Raw genomic sequence first — 24,862 nt, 5'->3', positions numbered from 1 at the left:
ATTACCACTCATTCCAGCCTTATCTTTATGCACACCTTGTATAGACTCCCAGTGTACGATATAATAAGAATTGTTAGATATATACTACAAGTGGAGGAAGTGAACAAAGATGTTCAGAGACCGACGCTTTCTAAATTATAATGCAGCAGGCTTTCGGCAGGATTTGATTGCAGGGATTACTGTTGGTATTGTAGCCATTCCACTTGGGATGGCTTTTGCAATTGCTTCCGGTGTGAAGCCTGAGTATGGGTTATATACAACGATAATTGCCGGTCTGATCGTCGCATTGTTAGGTGGCTCGCGTTTCCAAATTGCAGGACCAACAGGAGCTTTTATTCCTATTTTGCTGGCGATCGTGCTGCAATATGGTTATGAGGATTTATTGATTGCCGGATTTTTAGCGGGTGTCTTCTTGGTCGTTATGGGATTTCTTGGTGTCAGTAATTTAATTCATTTCGTCCCGCGTTCGGTCACGATTGGCTTTACAGCCGGTATTGCAGTCATTATTTTTACTGGACAGTTCCAAAATTTCTTCGGGCTGACAGGTATTGAGAAGAAAGAGTTTTTCCATGAAAGTATGATGGAGATTATTCGTCAATTTTATACGGTGAACACATACAGTATTTTGACTGCAGCGATTGGGTTACTCGTCATCTTTATTTTACCAAAAATCGCTCCAAGAGTTCCAGTATTGCTCGTCGCTTTATTAATCCCAACGATTTGTACGATTTTATTTTTCCCTGGTAGAGTCGAGACGATCGGAACTGCATTTGGCGGTATCCCGCAGCATCTACCTAGTTTCCATTTTCCCGAAATCAGCCTCTCGAAACTTGTTGCTCTTTGGCAACCTGCTTTGATCATCGCGGCACTTGGCGCGATTGAGTCGCTTCTTTCAGCTGTCGTCGCGGATGGCATGAAAAGTGATGTAGCGAAACACGATTCCAAAAGGGAATTATTCGGGCAAGGCATCGCCAATATGATTACACCGCTTTTCGGCGGGATTCCTGCAACAGGAGCGATTGCCCGCACCGCCACGAATATTCGTTCAGGTGCGGTCAGTCCGATGTCCGGTGTGATACAAAGTATATTTGTTCTGGCATTTCTGCTAGTGTTCGCACCTTATGCTTCCTACATTCCGCTAGCCGCTATGGCACCGATCTTAATGTATGTCGCCTGGAATATGAGTGCTAGAAAAGCGTTTGTACAAATCATTTCACTGCGGTCAGGCGATTCACTTGTCCTGTTAACTACTTTTCTCTTAACGATCTTCATAAATTTAACCATTGCAGTGGAAGTCGGCATCCTGTTGGCTGCTCTTTCTTTCTTGCGGAAAATGAGCGGTTCTCTAGATATTAAAGAAAGTAAATTGACAGATGTCGAGAAATTCAAGTTGGCAACAGATTCCGGGAAGGAACTGATCAAATACAAACTCTCAGGCCCATTATTTTTCGGCACTGCCAAAAACTTCGAAGACCGTTATCCAAAGTTTTTGAAAACCAAACAATCTACTATCATCTTAGACATGGAAAATCTGACCGCAATCGATGCAACAGGAGAAGCTGCACTATCCGCACTTCTCGATGAAGCACGACGCCAAAATAAACGGCTCATCTTCAAGAAAGTGCCGCCGAATAAAGTAAACTTATTTAAACGCAGTGGTCTGTTTGAGAAAATCGGCAAAGATAATTTCTTCATGCTATGAAAAAATGAAGTGATAAAGTATGACTTAACGCCAGAGAGAAAACATCTAGAAGGATTATGGGCTTGCGGTCCGGGGATTTAGCGAAGCGTTGGGAGCACATCTTTGCAATTTCGCCCGTCTTCCGCTCCAATCCCTATAAAGTGAACTGTAGACATAGCAAGCTCATTGTATATAGTGTGAATTATCGCTTCCCAAGACAGAAAAGTATACGTATATCCACTTTGACATTACTTCTTGTATTTAAAATTTCTTCGAATGGATGGTGCGTTCACTAAAGTTGGGAAAATACACTAGTTGATCGTAGTAGAAGGCGGCGACTCCAGCGGGATTAGCTCGACAGGTGAGACCCCGCAGGAGCGTAGCGACGAGGAGGCTCACCGCGAACCCCGCGGGAAGCGTCCGCCTGGAACGTAGATCAACGGTGCCATCACCCACTTGCGTTTTCTGCTGTCCACAAGCTAAGAGCTTCCTATCCTTTTTGGGACAGGAAGCTCTTTTATTCGTCTTATAATTTCCACTTAAATCGTGCATAGCCTGCGAGTAGCAAAAAGTTCACTGCTGCACTGATCACGGTTCCATAAGCAATGGCTTGGGCTCCGATTTGATCAACAAATGCATAAATGATTCCGATATTAATTCCAAACACACTGATCAAGCTAAATAGGATTGGCGTGATGGAATTCCCTTTTGCATAATAAAAACGCGTTACATACGTATTCGCTGCCAAGAAAAACATGGACAAAGAGAATACTTTAAATACTGGAACAGTCAGCATAATGGATTCTTCTCCAAAATTTCCATATCCGAAAACCAGTCGGATCAATGGTTCCGCGAGAAAGTAGCAAAAAATCGTTGCAGGCACTAAAAGAGCCACCATATATAGCATACCCTTTTTATAGAGCATTTTGACCGTCTTCGTATCCCCTTCGCCTTCTTTTTTCGCAAGCATCGGATAAATGACCGTCGTTACCGCTGTCATCAAAATCGCCTGTGGAAAGCCTGTCAGTTTCGATGCGTAGTTAATGGATGAAATTGCACCTGTCCCCAATCCATCCGCAGCAATTCGGTGGATAATATAATAAAATTGCAAAGAGGCCCCGCCGAATAAAATAGGCAGTGCCAGCCACCAAAGTTTTTTTATATCCGTTGTCATCCCAAAAGAAGGCTTCAATGAAGACAAGTCCGCGCGCTTGATTCCCCAGTACAAAAATATACCCATTAACAGCGCACTAACCATCGCACCTACTCCGTACGACTCAGGTCCAAGCCACTTAGTCAATAGAACACCTACAGCGACAAATGATGCATTGTATAAAAGAATGGCTAAACTGGATAACTGAAATCGATCATTGATGTTCAATAAGCCGCTCATCCATGTCGACATGACCAAGACAATAGAAGAAGGCATCATCCAAAGAAATAGATTTCTCGTTAATGTAAAATCTTCTTCACTTAAATCTTTAAAGAAAAAATGTAAAATCGGGTTGGTCAATAAAACAAGAAGCAGCGTAATGAGAGTTGCGGACACGACAACTGTCGTAAAAGCCTTACGTACGAACAGCTCTTTGTCCATCTTAGACGAATGATAAACAGAGATAAAAGCTGTCGTCAGCGCACCGCCCAGCACTAAATAGATAAAGTTTGGAATTGTATAGGCTGTAGCAATCGCATCTGCAACCATAGATGTACCATATTGGATACCGATCACTACTTCTCGTCCAAACCCAAACAGCCTCGCTACAATATTTATGATCGCGACAGCTCCGATGATCTTGAATAATTTACTCATTTAAAAGATCCCTTTCCATTCTGCTCGTAGATATCGTTCAGTCTCTTGACGATTACCTCATAAGAATGTTGCTGGACGACTTTTTGTATGACTTCCTGTTGAGCCCTTGTTATGTCATCCACAAGCGCTTTCTCCAAGCCATTTGCCAAGGAATCCGCATCGTGCGGTTCTACTAAGATCCCTGCATTATCTTGCAATAGATAAGGCAAACCGCCGACATTTGTCGCAACGACTTTCGCTCCTGATGCAAGCGCCTCTAATGCCACCAAACCAAAACCTTCGTGATAAGACGGCAACACTAACACATCTGCCGCTGCCATCCATTTCGCAAGTTCCGTTTGACTAACAGGTTCCCTGAACTCAATGTCCAAAGAGCCTGGATGGAGGCCTTCTTCATTTTCAATTTTTTCTTTTACCGTATCGACAAAACGTTGATCTTTTTGCGATCCTATTATATAGAGAAGAAGATCGTCATGATTTTTCTTCAATTGATAATGGGCATCCAGCAGTTCTATGACACCTTTCGCTTCGATTACGTTTCCTACGTAAATCATTACTCGCTCATTCAACGGTACATTTAATAGAAGGCGAACTTCTTCTTGCCCCATCGGTTTAAAGATATTTGTGTCGACTCCCATGCTCATCACTTCGACTTTTTGCGGAGATATTTCATAATCTTGAAGCACATCATTTCGAAGCTTTTCACCTACAACAATCACTTTGGCTGCTTCCTCCAAGATTTTTTTCGTATACTTGGCAATTCGATCGCTCTTTTTCGCCATTTTATCCAAATCTCCACCATGAACTGTCACTATGTATGGAATATTGAATAACTTCTTTCCTATAAATGAAAGAATACCTGTAGGAAATGCATAATGAGCATGTGTAATCCCAATCTTTTTTTTATGTCTAATTAAATAAGTAAGGGATTGGGTACCCCATGAAATGTATTTCGCTATTTTTTCAATTGGTCCTTTTCCTGGTTCATTGATTGCAATAACTTTGACATCCAACCCGCTGTTTTTCAGTAATTCCACTTGATTTTTCACAAAAATCCCGTATGTAGGATGTTCAGTAGAAGGATACATATTGCTAAATATTACTACTTTAGTCACTAATTACTCATCCTTTTTAGCTTTCCGGTTTAACGGACGCTAGCTCTTTTATTCGTTGAATGATTATACCATAATACTGATAGTTATAAAGTCACGTTAATTATAAACTGATTATTCATTATTTTCCACCGAAACTTCAAATAATTTTAGGTCTTTCTATTAACATTTCAACTAATCTATCACCTGTAATCCTCTTGTAATGAAAATGTAACAAAAAACGTGTTTATACGTGCTAATATATTCCTAGATTACAAAGCACAACAGTTGATTGTGCGAAAGGGGAATTTGAGAACAGCATGAAACGTCTATTGTCTCTGGCTCTGGCAAGTTTATTATTCTTTTCACTTGTACCAGAATTTGCTTCCGCAAACTCACCAACGTCGCTAATTAGCTCTGCGCGAAATTATTTAGGAACACCTTACTCTTATGGCGGAACGACTCCATCGGGCTTTGACTGCTCAGGGTATACGAAATATGTTTTCAACAAAGAAGGCCATTCATTGCCACGGACAACAGGACAGCAATTTGCAGCAGGCACTGCCGTTGCAAAGAGTAATTTAGAAGTTGGAGATCTGGTTTTCTTCAATACTTCAGGACGCGGTGTTTCTCACGTAGGAGTATACACAGGATCCAATAACTTCATTCATGCTTCCACAAGTAAAGGTGTAATGGTATCTTCACTCAACGATCCTTACTATTGGGGCAGCCGTTATATCGGTGCGCGCCGTGTAGCAAGCTTCGATGAAGAGAAAAAGGTCGCTGCTGCAGCACCTGTTAAAGAAGTTGTATACGCAAGCCGTGCAGAAGTAGCAAAGGTTCTTGCAGATACTCTTAATCTCGATCAAACAACTGTAAATATTACATTTAAAGATGTCAATGAATCTAATCCTTACTATGCTGCAATCTCAGCTGTTGCCGAAGCGAATATCTTTTCCGGCGACCAAGGCAATTTCAAACCAGAAAATGAATTAACTCGTGCACAACTAGCAAAAGTATTAGTACAAGCTTTCGATTTAAAAGGTTCAGCTCAAGCGAATTTCACGGACGTTCCTGCAGGCCACTGGGCAACTGAATATATCAATATTCTCTACCACCACAATATTACAACTGGTTACGGAGACGGTACATTCGGTTTAGATGATAAAGTAACTTCCGAACAATTGAAAAAATTTATTGACCGTGTAAAAAATTAAGTCAGCCACCGAATGTTCTAAAAGGACATTCGGTTTTGTATAATTATGACGAAATTTCTCGCGCTAAGTTACTATTTCTCGAACACTGTCAAAAACATCTAGTAATCGTTTTTCAACGCTGTTACACTTATCTTAGTAAACTATCATATTTTAGGAGGATTCCATGAATCAGTTCAAATGGGCAACAGCCGGACTGTTGCTGCTCACCATCTTAGTTCTCTCACCTCTTCAGTCATTAGCAAGTTTCAAGTTTTCCGATGTACCAGTCGAACGTGAATATTATAAGGAAGTCCATTACATAGCCGAAAAAGGAATTGTCAATAAATCAGTTAAGTTTAATCCAAAAGACAATCTAAAGCGTGCACACGTTGCAAAAATGCTTGTCATTGCAAAAGGTTTTGAAAACACGCCGCTCAAAGAAATGACGATTGACGGCTTGGAACCAAATAGCGAACAATACAAATATGCCAATATCGCGATACAAAAAGGATTTTTCAATATTTCCGATGGCAGCCGTTTTAATCCAAACGAAGAAATTAAACGAGACGAAATGGCTTATGCACTATCCGTCGCTTTTAATCTATCAGAAAAAGTGACAAGTCAAAAACCATTAGTTTTAACAGATGTAGTCAATCATAAATATGCAGAGCGCATTAACGGTTTATATTATGCAGGGATCACACAAGGCGACAACAAAAAATTCTTGCCGAATAACAAATTAACTCGTTCTCAATTTGCATTATTTATTGCCCGCGCACTTGATAAGCAATTTGCGCTAAAAGTTAAAGCTCCCGACCAACAATCCAGTGTCGATTATGTAAAGGTCGATACAGGAAATGATAATGATCCATTAAACGTACGTTCAGCTCCTTCCGCTACTTCTACAATCATCGATGCATTGCCTAATGGTACAGTAGTCGAAGTAGTTGGCTCTACAGGCGTTTGGTTGAAGGTAAATGTTGCAGGCGTTTATGGCTATATCCATGAAAACTATACATCTAGTAATCTGGAAGAAAGCAAACCAAGCCAGCCAACACCTCCAAAACCAACTCCCTCCCCTTCTGCAAAGTTGATGGGGAAAGTAACAGTGAATAGTTTGAATGTCCGTTCTGCAGGTAATTCTAGTGCACCTACGATTGATAAGTTGAAAACAGGTCAAAAAGTAGAAATCGTTTCAGTCACTGGTTATTGGGCAAAAATTAAATACGGCAGCAAAACAGGCTACGTACACAAGTCGTATTTGAAATTACTGAACCAAACCGGTAATCCATTACGTGATCGCATCATCGTAGTTGATGCAGGCCACGGCGGACATGATCCAGGCACAGGTAAAAGTGGACAAACAGAAAAATCGATCACTTTGAAAGTTTCAAAGAAGTTGGAAGCTAAGCTGAAAAATGCTGGTGCTAAAGTGTTGATGACACGTTCAACAGACAAGTATTATGCATTGGAAGAGCGTACGAATTTCGCTAAGAAGAATTTTGCAGAAGCATTCGTTTCAATTCATGTGAATTCAGCAACCGCTTCTGCTAAAGGCACAGAGACGTATTATGACTCTTCAGCTAACCCAAATGCTACGGAAAGCCGCGACTTGGCAACATTCATTCAGCGTAATATTGTGCAGAAGGCGAATATGGTCGACCGCGGTGTGAAGAATAACCGTTTCTATGTAATCCGTAATAATAATGTAGCTGCGGTGCTTGTGGAGTTAGGTTTCTTGACGAATGCAGATGATTACAAGAAGCTGACAAGCGACAAGTATGCTGATATTTACGCAGACGCAATCTACCAAGGTCTTCACCAGTACTACAGCAAGCAATAATCTTCAGCGTTTCAAACCTCCCAGACGATTGTCTGGGAGGTTTTTTGTGTTCAAGTATTAAGGGCCAGGGCCGTTACTCGACTTATTTTGGGTCTAAATAGAAAGAGGCTTGTGCTCTGTCACCGCTGCGCCGCTGGGGGATTGCCTCCCGCCATGAGCCAACTAGCAAAGAACGCTAGCTGTCTCATGGCTACGGCCGACCCCGCAGTTGCGGCTTCGCTGGCATGTTTAAAATAATGGGTGTGGTGTTTAGAAATAAGTAAGCCTAAGTTGTCCAGCTAATTAGTCAAAAGCCAAGGTGCAGAAAAACATGCCAAGTGCTTCCCCCTCACTAAACGAAGGCGCCTTACAAGCGGTAGGCGGAGTGATGAGACAGACAGGTGCCCTTCCTGACTGGCTCATCATGGGAGCCATCCGCTAGCGCCGAAGTGTGTCCAATGACGTTGCTTTGCACTTGAACAAATGCTCCTGTTATGCCCGGAAATTGTTTAGCAGAAAAAACACAATACCTGCTTGTACCTGCTAAACGAAGGCGCCTTACAAGCGGTAGGCGGAGCAATGAGACAGACAGGCGCTCTTCCTGACTGGCTCATTGCGGGAGCCAGCCGCAAGCGCCGAAGTGAGTTCAATGACGGTATTACTTTTATTATCTCGATGCCCAAGCTAGTATCTGTTTAGTAGTCAAATCTAGCTTTTGCGACGAAAGATTCCCTTGCACATCGAGTCCCAAACGTAGGCGCCCTACAAGCGCTAAAATAGCGAAAAGACAACCTTTAATTCACATTGCTCTCTATGGATCTAAATGGTAAACTATCAATAGCATTTCAATTTTTAATAATTTCAAAAAACGAGAGGTGGTAATGTGTAATGGCGAAAAACTTTATTAAATGGAGTACAGCTTCCGCACTTCTTCTATCCGCAGCATCCATCACACCTACGATTGCTTCAGCAGAACAAACACCTGAAAACAACTTTTCATTGACCGTCCTACACTCGAACGACACCCACGCCCACGTGGCAAACGCACCAGAACGTGCAGCCCTTGTAAAAAAACTGAAAGAACAAAATCCTGCCAATCTATTGTTGGACGCGGGTGACATCTTTTCAGGAACATTGTACTTCAATGAATTCGAAGGCGAAGTCGACATGAAAATCATGAACTATTTAGGATATGATGCCATGACGTTCGGGAACCATGAATTCGACCTCGGACGTTCTGAAAATGGACATGCCTCCCTTGCCAAAATGGTGAAAGCAGCAAACTTCCCGGTTGTCTCCGCAAACATTGATTTTTCTAAGGATGCCCTCTTTGACGGACTGCAGACAAAAGCGATCACCGATGATCCAAAAGACGGCAAAATCTATAACGGTATTATTAAAGAAGTGAATGGAGAGAAGGTCGGTATTTTTGGTTTGACGACTGAAGAAACCGTCTCAATTTCCAGCCCAGACAAGGTCACATTCACAAACTATATTACAGAAGCAAAGGAAGCAGTCTCTGCTTTTGAGGAAGCTGGCATTAATAAGATCATCGCGATTACTCATATCGGTTTCGATGACAATAAAGCAATTGACAATGATCAGGAATTAGCGAAAGCTGTCCCTGAAATCGATATTATTGTAGGAGGGCATACCCACTCTAATCTTCCTGAACCTCATGTTGTAAATGCCGATACGGATCCGGTCGTCATTGTACAAGCTAATGAATACAATAAATTTCTCGGACAGCTTGATGTGGAATTCGACCGAGATGGTGTCATCACAAACTTCAATGGCCAGCTACATGAGATCGGTGGTGAAGGTGCAGAAATAGATGAAGGTGCAGCTGAGATCCTGGCACCTTATACAAAACAAGTGGAACAGCGTATGGCAAGCCCTGTCGGTGCCACCACCAAAGTATTTTTAAACGGCTTACGGGATTTAGGCGGTGTTCGTGCTGGAGAAACGAATCTCGGAAACTTAATTACAGATGGTATGTTGCAGAAGGCAAAAGAAATTGACTCCGATGTTTCCATTGCATTCCAAAACGGCGGTGGAATTCGAGCATCCATCGATAAAGGTGAAGTGACATACGGCGAAGTATTAACTGTACTGCCATTCGGAAATCCTTTAGCGATCGTTCAGTTAAGCGGCGCCGAATTGAAATCGACCTTTGAACATTCCGTAAAAGAATATCCTAAAGAGTCGGGCGGTTTCCTTCACGTGGCCGGTATGAAGTTCCTTTTCGACCCTTCTAAACCAGTAGGAAGCCGAATTGTTTCATTGGAAGTGGATGGCAAAGAAGTGGTCGACAGCCACATGTATAAAGCAGCTACGAACGTTTTCACAGCACGTGGCGGAGATGGTTTCGAGGCGTTGGGCAAAGCGTATGAAGCTGGCCGCGTCAGCGAACCCGGCTTCTCGGATTGGGAGAACTTTGCCGATCACTTAAAATCTCTGAAAACAGTAGATAAAGGAATTGAAGGCCGTATTATGGCTAAAGTTCCATTTACTGATGTGAAGTCTGGAAATTGGGCTTACCCGTATATTTCAGATCTATATTACCGTGATTTGTTGAATACTGAAAACAGTGCATTCAAACCTGGCAATCAACTGACTAGAGCACAAGCTACTTCATTTATCGTCAGAGCGCTAAAGTTGCCCACCGATTCTACAGCAACTGTTCCTTTCAAAGATTTGAAGGACTATGCCGCCGATACGCAAAATGAAATTGCAGCAGCATATGCGCATAAAATTGTTAAAGGCTATGGCGATCAATTTAAACCGGGCGAACCTGTGTCACGCGCTCAATTCGCACAAATGCTTAAGCGTGCATATGAAAACTATACAGGTCAATTGTATATACCGTCTGTTTCCAATCCATTCAGCGATTTGGGTGACTATGGAAAAGAAGCAAAAGAAGCAATGGCTATGATGGCTGAGCTAGATATCGCAGACGGCGATAATGGTTACTACAAGCCGACTGCCTCTACAACTCGTCAACAAACAGCTAAACTGATTTCAAACTTTGTCTACAATACAAAACAAGTGAAAAAAGCTGAATAACAAAAAAGCCGATAAGAGAGATTACTGCTCTTATCGGCTTTTCATATTAAGCGGCCAGCTGTTTGATTTCATTAGAGAATACTTCCACTGCCTTGGCAATGTCCACTTGGTGACCCATTTCGTTTAATGTCTCACCGACTTGCATAACGGCTTTTTCGAGCATATCCGCTGTCGTATTGCCCATATGTCCGATACGAAAAGCTTTACCGGCCAAGTGAGCTAACGAACCTGACAAGATCGTGCCTTTATCTGCCATAGCTGCACGGAACTGTGCATCGTTCACACCTTCAGGGTACTGAATACAGCTCAACGTCGGTGCAGCTACATCTTCCGATGCTAATGCCTTCATACCGTACACAGCTAGACTTTGTCGAACCGCACGACCATAAGCTTGGTGGCGTTTGATACGCGCATCGATCCCTTCTTCCAAAACAATGCGCAAACCTTCTTCTAAAGCATAGATCAAATTCACGGCAGGCGTCGCGAAGTATTTTGAAGGATCATGCATGATCGGAATCCAATTATAAATATCACAGTAATACGCTTGAACTCTTTCCATCGCTGCGCGTGCATCCAAAGCCGCTTGGTTAAATGCGACAAGCGCAAGACCTGGAGGGACACCTATCGCTTTTTGTGAACCTGTTAATACAATATCCAATGTATTCCCCGGTCCTCCGTACTCTTTGCTCATATCTTCATCCATTGCAGTAGAAGCACAGACACCATCTACGATAACCAATGCGCCATGTTTCTTGATGACTGGCACGATGGCTTCCAGATTAGCCGCCACACCTGTAGAAGTGTCTGCATGGGTTACAGTGACTGCTTTATAGTTTCCTTCTGACAGCTTACGATCAATATCTTCAGGTAACACTTGTTGCCCCCACTCAGACTGCAAGACATCTACTTCGATCCCGAAAGCTTGGCCTAATTTAATAAAACGGTCACCAAAATAGCCTTGGCTGATGACAAGCAGCTTTTCTCCTTCTGCTATTGTGTTGACGATGGCCATTTCCATTGCGACTGTGCCAGAACCAGCCACTACGAACACTTCCCCATCGGTATTAAATATCTTTCTCGTTTGATCAATTGTATGCTTGTAGATTTTTACAAATCTTGGGTCTGTATGAGATCGTGTCTCGCCTGCAAGCGCTTCATAAATTGAATCTACCACCGGTGTCGGTCCGGGGATTAGCAACATTTCTTCATTTCTCATCCTATTACTCCTCCTTTATTGTATATGCATAACTTCTATAATAGACAAAATATCAGAATCTTTCAAATGAAACAAAGAAAGGGAACTGGACTCGCATCCAATTCCCTCCCCCTTTCACGTTATCTACTGGAAGATACCGTGACCCCGTTATTCTATTAATACCCCTTTTATTTAAGCGAACGGAACTTTCTCCCCAAAGTCACATTCGGTAAAACTATAAAACTTCTATTAGAACTGTGCTGTTTCAGTTGAACCTGACATTGCAGTCGTTGAAGATTGGCCTTCAGAGATTACTTGTGCGACTTCATCAAAGTAACCTGTTCCTACTTCACGTTGGTGACGTGTAGCAGTGTAACCTTTTACTTCGTTATCAAACTCAGCTTGCTGAAGCTCTGAATAAGCACCCATTCCGCGAGTCTTGTAACCGTGAGCCAATTCGAACATGCTGTGGTTCAACGTGTGGAAACCTGCAAGTGTAACGAACTGGAACTTGTATCCCATTTTACCAAGTTCAACTTGATATTTTTCAATTGTTGCATCATCCAAGTTCGCCTTCCAGTTAAATGAAGGTGAACAGTTGTATGCAAGCATTTTTTCCGGGAATTTCGCATGGATAGCATCCGCGAATTCTTGAGCTTCTTCAAGTGATGGGTGAGAAGTCTCACACCATACTAGATCAGCATATTCTGCATACGCAAGACCGCGTGCGATTGCTTGTTTGATACCTGGCTTAGATTTGTAGAATCCTTCAGGTGTACGCTCTCCTGTTAGGAATTCTGCATCTACTGGATCGATATCGCTAGTTACCATATCAGCAGCATCCGCATCTGTACGAGCGATGATTACTGTATCAACGCCTAGAACGTCAGCAGCAAGACGGGCAGCAGATAGGTTGCGAACCGCGTTTTGAGTTGGTAGAAGAACTTTACCGCCTAAGTGTCCACATTTCTTTTCAGAAGCCAATTGGTCCTCCAAGTGAACGCCGGCAGCTCCAGCTTCGATCATGCCTTTCATTAATTCGAAAACGTTCAATGGACCGCCGAAGCCAGCTTCCATGTCCGCTACGATTGGTGCAAACCAATCAAATCCGTCTTCACGGCCTTCAGCATGGTCGATTTGGTCAGCACGTTGAAGTGCTTGGTTGATGCGTTTAACAACTGCAGGCACAGAGTTTGCTGGATATAAACTTTGGTCAGGATACATTTGTCCTGCAAGGTTTGCATCAGCAGCAACTTGCCATCCGCTTAGGTAGATTGCTTGTAGACCAGCTTTTACTTGTTGTACCGCTTGGTTACCTGTAAGTGCACCAAGTGCATTGATGAAATCTTCTTCATGAAGAGATTTCCAAAGGCGAGCAGCACCCTTTTCAGCTAGTGTATTTTGAATTAGAAGTGAACCTCGTAGTTTCACTACATCTTCGGCAGTGTAGTTACGTTTGATTCCTTTCCAACGGCTATCCTCGGCCCAGCTTCTTTCCAATTGCGCAATTTGTTCTTGTCTAGTTGACATATTCTTCACACCTTCCCAATTTTTCAACGGCTAACTGTTACAAACTGTTTCATAACAGTTATATTCGTTATTGATTACTATATAACAGTCCATCTGAATTGTCAGTTCATTTCGACAAAAAGGCTTTTTTAGTGGATGAAAGAATGGTAGAATGGATGAAAAGGAAAGTTATTGAAATGAATTCATAAACAAAGGGGTTTATGTGAATCTATGGAAAATGTTGATATCCCAAAAAAAATATTGAATCAATATGCAACCATCTTAGAGGACTGGGTTCCAAAGGACGCTTCTATCGCCATTGCGGTATCGGACCGCTACATTTACTATGATCCTGGCATGCATGACATCCATTTAAAAGAAGGTCAACATATCCAAACAGGCAGTATTGCGGAGGCTACGATCAAAGGACGCCATAAAGTGGAGGTCGTCATGGATAATACACTTTATGGAATGTCCTACTTTGGAATAGGCTATCCGATTGATGTCAAGGGCGAACCGGGAGCCTTGATCATTATATTGCCACCGAACTTTCATGTGCTTAAAAAAGATCAACTACAATTTCTGACGGGGAAACGGGATGATGAATGGTTTCCCATCCCTATCAATGAAGTAACTTATATTGAAAGTTTACATAAGAAGACTTGGTTCTATACGTCTGGTGAACAATATAATATTAGTTTCACATTAAAAGATTTACATCTTCGTCTCCCCAAGGTTTTCCTGCGTATCCATCGTTCGTATATTATCAACATGAGTTGTATCGAAAAAATCTCCAGGGATTTTTCTTCAAACTTAGTCATCACGCTCATTGATGGCACAGAACTCCCCGTAAGCCAAACTTACCTTAATGAAGTAAGATCATTGCTTGGATTTTAAAAAAAACGTATGAAACTGTAATCAGTTTCATACGTTTTTTTTGATGGCCTCTGTAAATTGTCGTGTGCCGCTCATAGCTTCTTCATATAACGTTGTGGAAAGTTTCTGTGTCTGCTCACATGTCTGCGTCCAATCCGCAGCTAATAATTCGTATGCAGTAGTCAAATGGTTCTCAGATTGATGCATCTCTCCTATCGGAATCGAAACTTCCTCCAAATTAGCGAGCTTCATGAAATCGGTAACTTTGTGGTGATAGCAAACCGCGATAACTGGTGTCGCTGTACAGGTCGCTAAGATTAACGAGTGTAATCTGGTCCCGATTACCAGATCTTGGGACGCCGTGATTTCCAACAAGTCTTTCGGCAATAAATTGCGGTCGATAACAGTGGTGTGCGCTGATTCTTTCATTAATGCTTGAATGTCTTTCGTTACGTCTGCGTCCTGAGGGAACTTTGTAGCAAAAAACGTGATTTCAACAGGTCGAGCCGCCGCTAAAGCGTCTAGGTTTTTCGCCATTCCTTCTATATACTGCTGGTAGATTTCCTCTTTACTCTCCGGCCAATAGCCGCCATGATAATAAGGAACAGCTGTCACGCCGATTTTCACCGGGCTTTCTGAGTGTGTGTGACGTTCTTTTTTTAATGAAAAGGCCGGGTCCCCAATGACTTGGATCTCCTTCTTCACACCTACTGATTGCAAAAGCTCTGCCGATTCCGGATCTCGCACAGAAATACTATGTGCATGCTTGCTCATATATCGGATGAACCACTTTCCAAGATCACTGCTGAGCGGACCGGCTCCACAACCATAAATCACATATGGCACGCCTGAATTTTTCGCCATCATGGCATATGATCCATATAAAGGGGCTTCACGCTTGTACAAATCCATTAAGATACCGCCGCCGCCAATAATGAGCAAATCAAATGTTTTAACGATTTTCTTATTTTGCATATACGTGGCTGCAAATGTTTTGACTGCATTGCCTTTTTTATAATAAAGCGGTGCACTCATCACTTGGTAGCGTTTTGCAGTTTGCTTCGGATTATTGCTGAATACGGTGATCACATCACTTGGAACTTGAAAGACCTCTGTAACTTGTGAAATGATGCTCAGTAAAATGGCTTCATCGCCGTTATTGTCATTACCATAGTTCCCCACAATTCCTATTTTCAATTTCCATACATCCTTTTCAGATCATTTGCTACAAGTATAGCAGAGTGGAGTTTTATATTGTATACAAACGGAAGAGAAGCCTTCAAATCAACGGTTGTTCAATTGATTTGAAAGCTTCTTTCATCCAAACTTACAAGTTCATACTTCTGTATAGGAATGCACTGAATTGCGCACGATTCACAGCGCGGCCAGGCATGAACTCACCCTTTTCATTCCCCGTCGTGATACCGTGATTTGCTAAAATATGAATTTGTTTATACGCACCATGTTGAGGGGATACATCCTTGAACTTAGCAGATGATTCTCCCTCTAATTTATAGGCTTTCACAAGAATCATGGCCATTTGCGCCCGAGTCAGTTGTCCATTCGGATTAAATGTTCCGTCCGAATAGCCTCCTACGATATTTGCATTGGCGATAGCACTGATTTCTTTGTAATAGCGATGTGTTTTCGGCACATCACTAAAGCTTGTTTTTGCATTATCTACAGGCGCTAAATCGAATGCACGGCTCAAAATAACCGCAGCATGTTGTCTTGATAAGGTATGACTCGGATTAAACTTCCCATCGATATCTCCATTAATCACTTTCTGATCTCGCAAGTAGTAGATCTCCTCAGCATATGGATAGGACTTAGGCACATCCTTGAACAGATTTGTATCCGTACCATTGCCTCCCCCAGTTGGCGGTGTCGGCTTAGGAGTTGATGTTGATGTCGATTTTACTTCAATCGGCACCGCGATGGTTTTTGTACCCAGCGTCGCATTGACTTGTCCTTTTCCAGCTTTTGTAGCATTGAATGTACCATTTGAATTAACCGATCCGATTTGATCGCCTGTAACGCTCCAAGTCAATTGACTCGGTTGATAAATGATTGGTTTTCCTGATGCATCTGCAGGCGTAGCCGTAAAGTTGATTTTTTCACCTGGCTTAACACTTTTCGCTGAAGCTTTGACAGTTAGTTTTGCTGGTTCCGCAACGACTTTAACCGGGAAGGACTGTTCAGCAGAACCATAGTTTACATAGATTCGATCTTCCCCTGCTTTTATTGCTTTATATGTCAAACCGGTACCTTCGACTGTGCCTTTACCTGAAGTGACTTTTAGCTGTGACGCATTTGGCACGATCGGATTATAATGTGCATCCAATACATGATTCAGTTTCAATGTCGCCGTTGCTCCTACAAGCATTTCACCGATATTCGAACGAGACACACTGACAATTGCCGGTTCGCCGGTAGGTGCTGTGCTGACCGCTTCAACGATTGCTGAAATATTTCGCTGACTGGCATTTGTCGTCCGGTTCGCCAACACGACTTGATTGCTGCCGTATTTTCGGATACCCATTGTCGTGGAGCCCCCACCGTCAAAGTTCAACGCGCGGTCGTAACCTTTAGATACAAGATAATTTGCGAATTGTGTCAACGTCATCCCATTACTATAACCAGAACGCGAATCAACTGTCACCAAATGAACCTGCTTCTTGTCTTTGCTGATTGCAATCGCAGTTCTTGCAGTTTTAGCAGTCGCACGCCAATTGGACGTGTCCATCGTAATATGACGCTTGCCGTCTTTCACAAGCATAGGACCACTCGCCATCATGAACTGTGAATCTTTCCATTTATCATCAATTGATAGATCCAATGAAACGTCATCGCCTACTGTTAACGACTTGAAACGTTCCAACCCTTTCTTACCGTGAACTGATAATACGAAACCGTTTGATGGAATGGAAACAGCTGCCTTCTCTCCATAGCCACGGACCTTCACCACTTTACCTTGTACTTTCTGTCCGTAATGAGTGGATGTAATTGGCGCATTGGTCTCTACGACAATCTCAATTCCAAATTCATTGGATCCAGTACTTTTCTTATAGTGTTGCGGAGTAAAGATAATCGTCTCGTCTGCCTGACGTTCTCTATTGATTCCTGTCATTTGATAGACATTTCCTTTGGCTCCGACTTGAATACCTAAATTAAAATTATCAATTTCCGCCAGCCCATCTTTTGTCACGCCGAAAGCGATCGGATGGCTCACATAATAGGAATTTGATTGGGAGATTACACCGCCGTTGACGATTTCATTCCCTTCAGATAATAAATACATGGGCATCCCTGTCTTCATATCAAAAAACGATGCATTGACAGCGCCTACTACCCGATTTCCTTCTTTGGAATCGCGATTCGCCAAAGTAAGTGTTGGCGCTGTTTTCGCTATAGGTGAAGGTACGCCCATTTTTAGTTTTGTATGTGGGTCTCCAAGATTGACTTCTAAATGATTTATGTAACTACTGCCTGAATACGTGTATTGAGAATAATTGACGCCCGAAGAGACTGGGTAACTAGTGACGGTTTTCGTGCTGGCTGATGCTCCAAACGGCAATGACACGAGCATGACTGCCGACATGGCGGTGATTGCTACTCTCCGCTTCGCATGGGTCAGCAAACTTTTTTGATTGATAACGCAACTCCATCCTTCCAATTCTATGTCATTCTATAGTTTACCAAATTTATAGCAAGATTACTATGTACCGTTTGGACGAAAAAGAACCGCGATGAGATTATCCATTCACGGTTTTAGAATATAGTTATAAAAATGGCAGTTGGTAAAGGCACCGTTGATCTGCGTTCCAGGCGGACGCTTTCCGCGGGGCTCGCGGTGAGCCTCCTCGTCGCTGCGCTCCTGCGGGGTCTCACCTGTCGAGCTAATCCCGCAGGAGTCGCCGCCTTTTACTACGATCAACTAGTGTATTTTTCTGAAGTTAGTGAGTTGAATGTCCACGCGCGGAAGCTGTATTCTCTTGAAAATACGTATACTTTTCCATCCCAGAATACGGAAATTCATACTACTTAAAGTGAGCTTACTATGTATCACGGTTCACCTTCTAGGGATTGGAGCGAAAGACGGGCGACTCCTGTGGGATATAGCGCGAATGATGAGACCCTGGACTGAGCGTAGTGAAGGAAGCGGCTCATCCGCGCCCCACGGAAAGCGTCCCGTCTGCAGCGCAAATCCCCGGTCCGCGAGCCGGTGCGTCTTTCATGTATTTTTCTCTCTGACGCTAATGCAACTTGTCAATTGATGTGTGTCTACAAACAAAAACTGCGAATGAATTAATCATTCGCAGTTTTTGTTTGAAGTTTTGTAAAAGCCGTAAATGTACCCAACAAAATAAAGTAGAACAGTGTGTACATTTTTAATTCCCAAATATTATAGTACATTCCCGAAACCCCTGTTGAGAACCATAGGGCAATCATGAAGACACCGAAGTTTGTATGGCGCGCTTTCCAGAAGTACCACAGCATACTTAGTAAGAATAGAGCGAAAATCAGTACACCGATTACGCCTGTCTCTGCAATGACCTGAATATATTGATTGTCCGAATAGAAGTACTTGCCTCCGTAAATATCCGAATTGATTCCATAGTGATCATAGATAGGAGAACCGTATGAAAGTGTTGCAGAACCGCCGAATGAACCAAATCCAGTTCCTGTCACCGGATGATCCCCAAAGATCTCAAAACCTTTCTTGATATAGAAAAATCTTCCACTCTCTGTCATCAACGCTAAATTCTTCTCATCAAACGTCTCACCAAAGCGCCCCCCGATACTACCTGGACCTGGCTGGTCGACCTTCATGCCAAACTCTTGCAAATAATGAACAGCTAAGTTGGCTGGATAATAGACCAAAATAATTGAAACTATGCCTGATATCACAAGACGTTTTAAGATATACCATTTCCTCGTCATCACGATGAACACAATGCCGAACGTCACCGCAGAAATCCATGTACCTCTTGAATATGTAAGGACGAGAATCCCTAAGAATAAAACTAATAGAATCCGTAAAGACCATTTGTACTTATTCGCCTGATAGACATGTTGCAAATAAATAACCCCAATAATTCCGAAAAACAGGACCAATGCCAATGAATTCGGATTTCCCGCAAGCCCATAAATACGCACTGCATTCGTTGCGGATAACACCTTGTATTTCCACTCTTCCGGAAGCAATAGTTGCCGTAAGGATAGTTTCTCAATCAGACCATGAATCGACATGACAAGGTTGATCCACACCGTAACCCATGCCAGCTGCATTAACCATTTCTTCGTCAATTCCATCCTAGAGATCGTGTAATACAACAAATACATGATAATGAATGTTCGTATTTGGAAAATAACCGCTGTCGGTGCTACATCATTCAGCAGACCAATAATGGATCCAAATAAAATAAACGCAAAATAAGACCATTCAAACCATTTGAACGTAAATAAAGATCCGATATTTCGTCTGTAACGCAGTAAGGTCCATGCGAATACGACGAAGATAATTAAATCTCCTATTAATTTCAGCCCACTGTTCACTTCGATCAAGAAGGGTCGGATGTTGACGTAAATGACCAAGAAGAGAAGGCTCTGTTGCGGCTGAAGGAATGAAAATATGACAAAAAATAAAGCCGTACCGAGTAATGCTATTTTTGAAGGCAGCAACAAAGCTATGAGCATAACTGCTACTGCAATCAGTATTGTAACCGTAGATTGTTTTTCCAATCGCTGTATCCATTTATTCATTCGATTATAAATCCCTTTCTACACATGCTTGTTCCTTGTTGCATTATATCACTTTCTTGGACGTAATGGTGCAAGCTTTCGTTGCATCTTTTCGAATTAATTCAAAGTCCCCTGTCTAAGTCAAAATTATAGGAGCAAATGCATCTTAACCGAGCACAGTCGATGACAGCTCCGGACGGACGCTTTCTACAGGAGTCGCCGCCCTCCGGAAAGCGTACCGTCTGGAGCGAAAATCTTCTCTTGTAAACTTCCCCAATTTTGGGAAACCCATCTATTACTGGAGAAGTGTAATTATAGCAACAACAAAATCGTTTCTTTTATATACTATTAATCTCTCAATATGTCAAAAGCAACTTACTAATGTTAGCACTTTCTGTTACAATAGTGGAAGATTTATAGAGGGGGTTTTAAATTGAAACGATGGGTCACACTGTTTACGCTTCTACTTTTAGTAGTTTCTCCGTTTTTCACTTCAGTTGCAAGCGCCAATGATTATAAAGGGCATCAAATGAAAGAGGAACTTTCATATTGGGTCAATAAGGGTGTAATTCAAACCGATGCAAAAGGCAATGTATCTCCGGATCGCGCGGTGACACGAGGTGAATTTGCTTCTTATTTAGCACGTTCTCTTGAACTGCCTGCGTCTACGAAATATACATTTAAGGATTTGAAAGCAAATACATCACGTACGATTGAAATCCAAAATGCAGCAGGCGCTGGAATTTTAGGCGGTTATCCTGACGGCTCATTCAAACCGAACCAGCAGATCACTCGCCAGCAAATGGCTGGAATGATCTTCAAAGCGTTCCGTTATCTTGATATTCCGGTCAATACAAAACTGGTTCAGTTTAAAGACAGCAAGAAAATCTCTCCGAACTTTGTCGATGCTGTTTCCGCCGCTTCGAACTTAAACATCATTCGAGGAGATCAAGGCTACTTTAAGCCAACAAATAATGCAACCATTGGACATGCTTCCGCATTTTTGTTCAGAATGTTTGCGGTAACGGATTCGTCAAAACCTTCAGTTCCTACTCCCCCCGCCAACGGGAATGTAGATCCCGAAGTGTATAAAATCAGTTCAGTTACAAATGGTCAGCTGAATCCAACAAACCAGTCGTTTTTAAAATTCGAGGATGCATTAGCAGCTTATAATGCGTCCTCTTCTGTTCAGACGATTTCTCAAAACAATGTGATTATTAAAATGAAGTCAGGACAAGTATTTGCTTCGGAAAACCCTAAGCAATATACATCATTATATAGTGATTCGGCTTTGAAAAAAGAGGTCACATACGTCCAAAAAGGATTTGAATTGGACTATGTAGGCAGCAGTGAAAATCACGTGATCGTTGAGTTAGGCGGCTATAAATATTATGCGAAACACGCAGAAGTCGACCTCGTGCCAACTCAGCTTTCAGCAGGCTCCAGCTACTATAAAGTATCGAATGACGGTTTATTGGTTCATTATCCATATTACCGGACATATGATTCGAAGACTAAGAAATATACGGGTAAATACGCAGAGTATACAGTAGGACCTGTTGCTTCTTCTGCTTTGAAAAAAGGACAAACCTACACAAGTAATGACGGCGTGCACTTTAAAGAGCGCGGTAGTCAGACCGTTGTGAAGTATTATCCATACTTCCAGTTCCAATCTGTTCGTCAGCCTTCTTCTTATTCAGGTGCAGACTTGGAGCGATTCATTAAGTCCGCATTAGAAAGCCGTGAAAAAACAGGTATTGCGCGCTATAAAAATGCGACGACCAAGTCAAAGTTAATTGGTCTTGGATCTTATATTAAATCTACAGAAAAACTGCACCAAGTAAACGCTATGTTCATCTTGGCGACAGCCATCCATGAAAGTGATTATGGAATGAGTGCAAATGCGCAAAACAAAAATAATATTTTCGGTATTCGAGTATTCGACTCTTCTCCGGACAAAGGAGAAGTTTATCAAGACCCTACCAAAAGTATTGATGCGTTTATAGGCCGTTATATCAACTTGAACTATGCAAATCCTTTCGGTGCTTATGCGAACGGCGCTGCACCAGGAAATAAAGCAGTTGGATTTAATATGAAATACGCTTCCGATCCTTTTTGGGGCAGTAAAATCGCCGGCCATATGTGGAGAATTGATCAGTATCTAGGCAATAAAGATGCGAATCAAGCAGAGCTGGCTTTCATTTCATTTACCGGCACTGCCGATGTCAATATTCGGACAAGCCCGGAAGTGCGTAATTCTAGCAATATCTTGTTCTCCTACAAAGCAAAACATCCAGGCGAACTGACAGCATTCGGTTATCCTTTAGTCATTGTGGACCGTACACATAGTTCGGACGGATACGTCTGGTATAAAGTGCTGGCAGATACGAATCCTGATTATAAAAAGCCAAGTGAACCATATGGCTGGATTCGTTCCGACTTAGTTACCTTAGTTAAATAAACAGCAAAACACCATCTCCGCGTCATGGGAGATGGTGTTTTTTACTTAAAGCGCGTCTGTATGTTCTGCTCCTGCAGGTAACAAGTTCGACATATTGATTCGTTCAAGGCCTTCTTTAATTTTCGTTGTGTAGCCTTTTTTATTTTTATTCAGATAGCCAGCTTTTGATTTGATCATACGCTCAAATACCGGCAATTTTGTTTTGTCTACAGCAGACCACTTTTCATAGGAGTGAATCAAATCTTCCAGTGTTAAATGTGTATAGTCTCTTCCTGCAAACTGACCGTTTGGATCGCGTTTGTACCAAATATCCCCGTCAGAACGAATCCACTTCTTCTCATCCAGCTGGATCGCCTTTTCAATTGCACTCGCTGTCTGTAGATAGATCGGATCTTTGACCTCTTGATAAGCCATAAGTAAGATATTCATCCCACCAAGCAAATGATTCATGGAAGTATGCGTACGGACTTGCTGTTTCGCCGGGAAATAGTCCGGAATATAATAAGCACTTTTCGTTAACGCGCTGACATTGCCTTTTTTCTGCTGCTGAACCAATAAATTCGCATAGTTACGTAAACCTTCATTGTAATCTTTATGACCAAACGCCTTTCCTCCATTGTAAAGGAATAATGCAATTTGTTCATTGAAACGTGTATCGACAAATGGAGCAGTGAAGTTATACAAGTTCTTTAAATAAGTGCTTGTCACTTCTGTCTCCCAATATGTTTTATTCCCTCTAAAAATCGTTAAGTTCGCAAATGAATTATGCAAAAGATCTTCGTAATACCGTTCTTGCGTTTGATTGTACAGCAGCATAACACGGTCTTCTTTCACTAACAATAAGTTGCGGCCATATCCTCTTCCTGAAGCCGGCATTGGTTCGATCGTTGTCGCCATTTTATTATACGGACCGTTTGCGGTATACCATTTATTTCGTTTTTTATAATTGATGATTGACTCATGCATCCAAGCATCCATTCGTTGGTTGCTCGAGAATAGTTTTTCAGCTGATGATAAATACCACTGATCTACAATATCATAGCCGCGAGAATATAATTCATAGACGGTCACGCGATTTGGTCCCATTACAATATTGCTGTGTGCTATTTTTTCATCATGCAATTCACGTGTCTGACTTAATGCACCATTCGGATACTTCATTTCCAAATCACGTGAACGATAGGATTTCGCAATCATCTGTTGTCCAGTTCCTTGATCCGATACAGTTTCAAGCACTCCAATTGGGGAGGTTGCAATATCGAATCCAAAGGTGTCATCAATATCTTTTTTCATTGGATATTTACTGTAGGGTTCTAAGCGATTTTCCTTTATTCCCTTTTCAATCTGTACCAGATCCACACGAATCGGCAGTCGCTGAGGGTTTCGTAATTCTGTAAATACGAAGTAATCTCCATTCGGCAGTTCTCGCTTTGTCACCGTGACGCGAGTCGATTTCATCCCGCTTACGCCGTATATATACACATGATCCGTTGCATGCGCATAAGGCTGTACACGCTTTGTGACAAGCTGAAGATAATGATTGGAACGTAAGAAAGTTTTGTCTTCATTTGTTATCGGCACTTCTACAAACTGCTGTTCAAAACGGATCGGATCAAAATCCCCTATTGTTTTTGGTTTATTAAACGAAATAGGACTCTCTTTTTCCAACATGCCTGCCTGGATCATTGCTCTATGTAAGAACACAACAAAGGATGCCCTATTCACAGGTGATTTCGGATCAAACGACCCATCTTCTTTACCTGTAGTGATTCCATGCTGCATTAGGACTTTTACGCCATACTTATGAGATTCACTAATTTTGTTATCATCTGTAAACCGCACATCTTCTCCGGTGTCTTCCAATTTAAATGCCCGTACAATGACACTTGCCATTTGTTCCCGTGTCAATTGGTCACCGGTTCCAAATGTGCCATCCGGTTTCCCTCCAAATATGCCTTCTTGATACGTAGCCATCGCTCCCCGTAGATGGGATGATTTTGGGCTGACATCTTTGAATACTGGCTGATAGGGCGCTTCCGGCAATTTCAAGGCACCTGCTAATAAATTGGCAGCTTGACCACGCATAATACTTACGCTTGGTCTGAACTGGAGGTCAGGATAGCCATTAATAATCCCTTCTTCAACCAATTGCGTCACTTCGTCTTTAGCCCAGAAATCATTGTGCACATCAGAGAAGCGCTGATCTTGTATTTCCGCACTCACATAAAGCTGTGGCAAACTGATATAGATCAACAGCGCAAATAGTAAAGGAATGAAAATAATATTTTTTTTCATTTTAGGTGAGGTCACCATCTTTTTAAATCAACTCCATTCACTGCTTTCATTATAGTAGTATGTATATACCTCCAACAATTATAGCATAATGCGACAGTTGTTTCGTCCGTTATCC

General features: G+C 42.2%; 15 protein-coding genes. 7 read left to right on the top strand and 8 right to left on the bottom strand.

The genetic code is table 11. The features are described 5' to 3' along the window. The first annotated feature begins 109 nt into the window (after positions 1 to 109). On the top strand, positions 110 to 1,702 hold the full coding sequence (locus tag MKY93_RS04290) for a SulP family inorganic anion transporter (protein WP_221836729.1): 1,593 nt from the start codon (positions 110 to 112) through the stop codon (positions 1,700 to 1,702). 505 nt (positions 1,703 to 2,207) lie between these two features. Here the strand turns inward: MKY93_RS04290 and murJ are convergent. Beyond that, entirely contained in the window at positions 2,208 to 3,491 is a 1,284-nt protein-coding gene (gene murJ / locus MKY93_RS04285) for a murein biosynthesis integral membrane protein MurJ (protein ID WP_340758366.1), read from the bottom strand. Further along, positions 3,488 to 4,606, bottom strand: a complete 1,119-nt coding sequence (locus MKY93_RS04280; RefSeq protein ID WP_009765899.1) for a glycosyltransferase — start codon at positions 4,604 to 4,606, stop codon at positions 3,488 to 3,490. Before MKY93_RS04280 ends, murJ begins: the two co-directional genes overlap by 4 nt. Before the next feature lie 296 nt (positions 4,607 to 4,902). On the opposite strand from MKY93_RS04280, the gene MKY93_RS04275 reads away from it, so the two are divergent. The 4 genes from MKY93_RS04275 to MKY93_RS04260 all read left to right on the top strand — a co-directional run bounded on the left by MKY93_RS04275 (position 4,903) and on the right by MKY93_RS04260 (position 10,666). Next, on the top strand, positions 4,903 to 5,799 hold the full coding sequence (locus MKY93_RS04275; RefSeq protein ID WP_009765900.1) for a C40 family peptidase: 897 nt from the start codon (positions 4,903 to 4,905) through the stop codon (positions 5,797 to 5,799). Positions 5,800 to 5,962: 163 nt separating this feature from the next. Further along, positions 5,963 to 7,621: an N-acetylmuramoyl-L-alanine amidase gene (locus tag MKY93_RS04270; RefSeq protein WP_009765901.1), complete on the top strand. Its 1,659-nt coding sequence runs from the start codon at positions 5,963 to 5,965 to the stop codon at positions 7,619 to 7,621. A 513-nt stretch (positions 7,622 to 8,134) separates the two neighbouring features. Continuing rightward, entirely contained in the window at positions 8,135 to 8,299 is a 165-nt protein-coding gene (locus tag MKY93_RS04265; RefSeq protein ID WP_340758365.1) for a hypothetical protein, read from the top strand. A gap of 189 nt (positions 8,300 to 8,488) precedes the next feature. Continuing rightward, on the top strand, positions 8,489 to 10,666 hold the full coding sequence (locus MKY93_RS04260; protein ID WP_078817223.1) for a 5'-nucleotidase C-terminal domain-containing protein: 2,178 nt from the start codon (positions 8,489 to 8,491) through the stop codon (positions 10,664 to 10,666). Positions 10,667 to 10,712: 46 nt separating this feature from the next. Here MKY93_RS04260 and MKY93_RS04255 read toward each other — a convergent pair whose 3' ends face one another. After that, the gene (locus MKY93_RS04255; protein WP_078817222.1) at positions 10,713 to 11,882 is read right to left on the bottom strand and encodes a pyridoxal-phosphate-dependent aminotransferase family protein; all 1,170 of its coding nucleotides are present in this window, start codon (positions 11,880 to 11,882) and stop codon (positions 10,713 to 10,715) included. Between the two features lie 228 nt (positions 11,883 to 12,110). After that, positions 12,111 to 13,391, bottom strand: a complete 1,281-nt coding sequence (aceA, locus tag MKY93_RS04250; protein ID WP_040758374.1) for an isocitrate lyase — start codon at positions 13,389 to 13,391, stop codon at positions 12,111 to 12,113. A gap of 210 nt (positions 13,392 to 13,601) precedes the next feature. On the opposite strand from aceA, the gene MKY93_RS04245 reads away from it, so the two are divergent. Beyond that, on the top strand, positions 13,602 to 14,267 hold the full coding sequence (locus MKY93_RS04245; protein WP_340758364.1) for a LytTR family DNA-binding domain-containing protein: 666 nt from the start codon (positions 13,602 to 13,604) through the stop codon (positions 14,265 to 14,267). A 27-nt stretch (positions 14,268 to 14,294) separates the two neighbouring features. On the opposite strand, the gene MKY93_RS04240 is transcribed toward MKY93_RS04245, so the two are convergent. The 3 genes from MKY93_RS04240 to MKY93_RS04230 all read right to left on the bottom strand — a co-directional run bounded on the left by MKY93_RS04240 (position 14,295) and on the right by MKY93_RS04230 (position 20,012). Then, complete coding sequence (locus tag MKY93_RS04240; protein ID WP_078817220.1) at positions 14,295 to 15,443, bottom strand: polysaccharide pyruvyl transferase family protein; 1,149 nt, start codon at positions 15,441 to 15,443, stop codon at positions 14,295 to 14,297. Positions 15,444 to 15,573: 130 nt separating this feature from the next. After that, on the bottom strand, positions 15,574 to 17,886 hold the full coding sequence (locus MKY93_RS04235; RefSeq protein WP_340758363.1) for an S-layer homology domain-containing protein: 2,313 nt from the start codon (positions 17,884 to 17,886) through the stop codon (positions 15,574 to 15,576). 668 nt (positions 17,887 to 18,554) lie between these two features. Beyond that, positions 18,555 to 20,012 (bottom strand): O-antigen ligase family protein, encoded by a 1,458-nt coding sequence (locus MKY93_RS04230; protein ID WP_078817218.1) that lies wholly within the window; start codon positions 20,010 to 20,012, stop codon positions 18,555 to 18,557. Positions 20,013 to 20,424: 412 nt separating this feature from the next. Here MKY93_RS04230 and MKY93_RS04225 point away from each other — a divergent pair, with 412 nt between their 5' ends. Next, the gene (locus MKY93_RS04225) at positions 20,425 to 22,452 is read left to right on the top strand and encodes an S-layer homology domain-containing protein (protein ID WP_340758362.1); all 2,028 of its coding nucleotides are present in this window, start codon (positions 20,425 to 20,427) and stop codon (positions 22,450 to 22,452) included. A gap of 45 nt (positions 22,453 to 22,497) precedes the next feature. Here MKY93_RS04225 and MKY93_RS04220 read toward each other — a convergent pair whose 3' ends face one another. After that, positions 22,498 to 24,747: an S-layer homology domain-containing protein gene (locus tag MKY93_RS04220; RefSeq protein WP_340758361.1), complete on the bottom strand. Its 2,250-nt coding sequence runs from the start codon at positions 24,745 to 24,747 to the stop codon at positions 22,498 to 22,500. Positions 24,748 to 24,862 lie beyond the last annotated feature (115 nt).

Origin of the sequence: Sporosarcina sp. FSL W7-1283, assembly GCF_038003105.1 — a bacterium.
In the GTDB taxonomy this organism is placed as follows: Bacteria; Bacillota; Bacilli; order Bacillales_A; family Planococcaceae; genus Sporosarcina; species Sporosarcina newyorkensis.
Note: the sequence above shows the minus strand (reverse complement) of the source record. Positions and strands in the feature narration are given on the sequence as shown.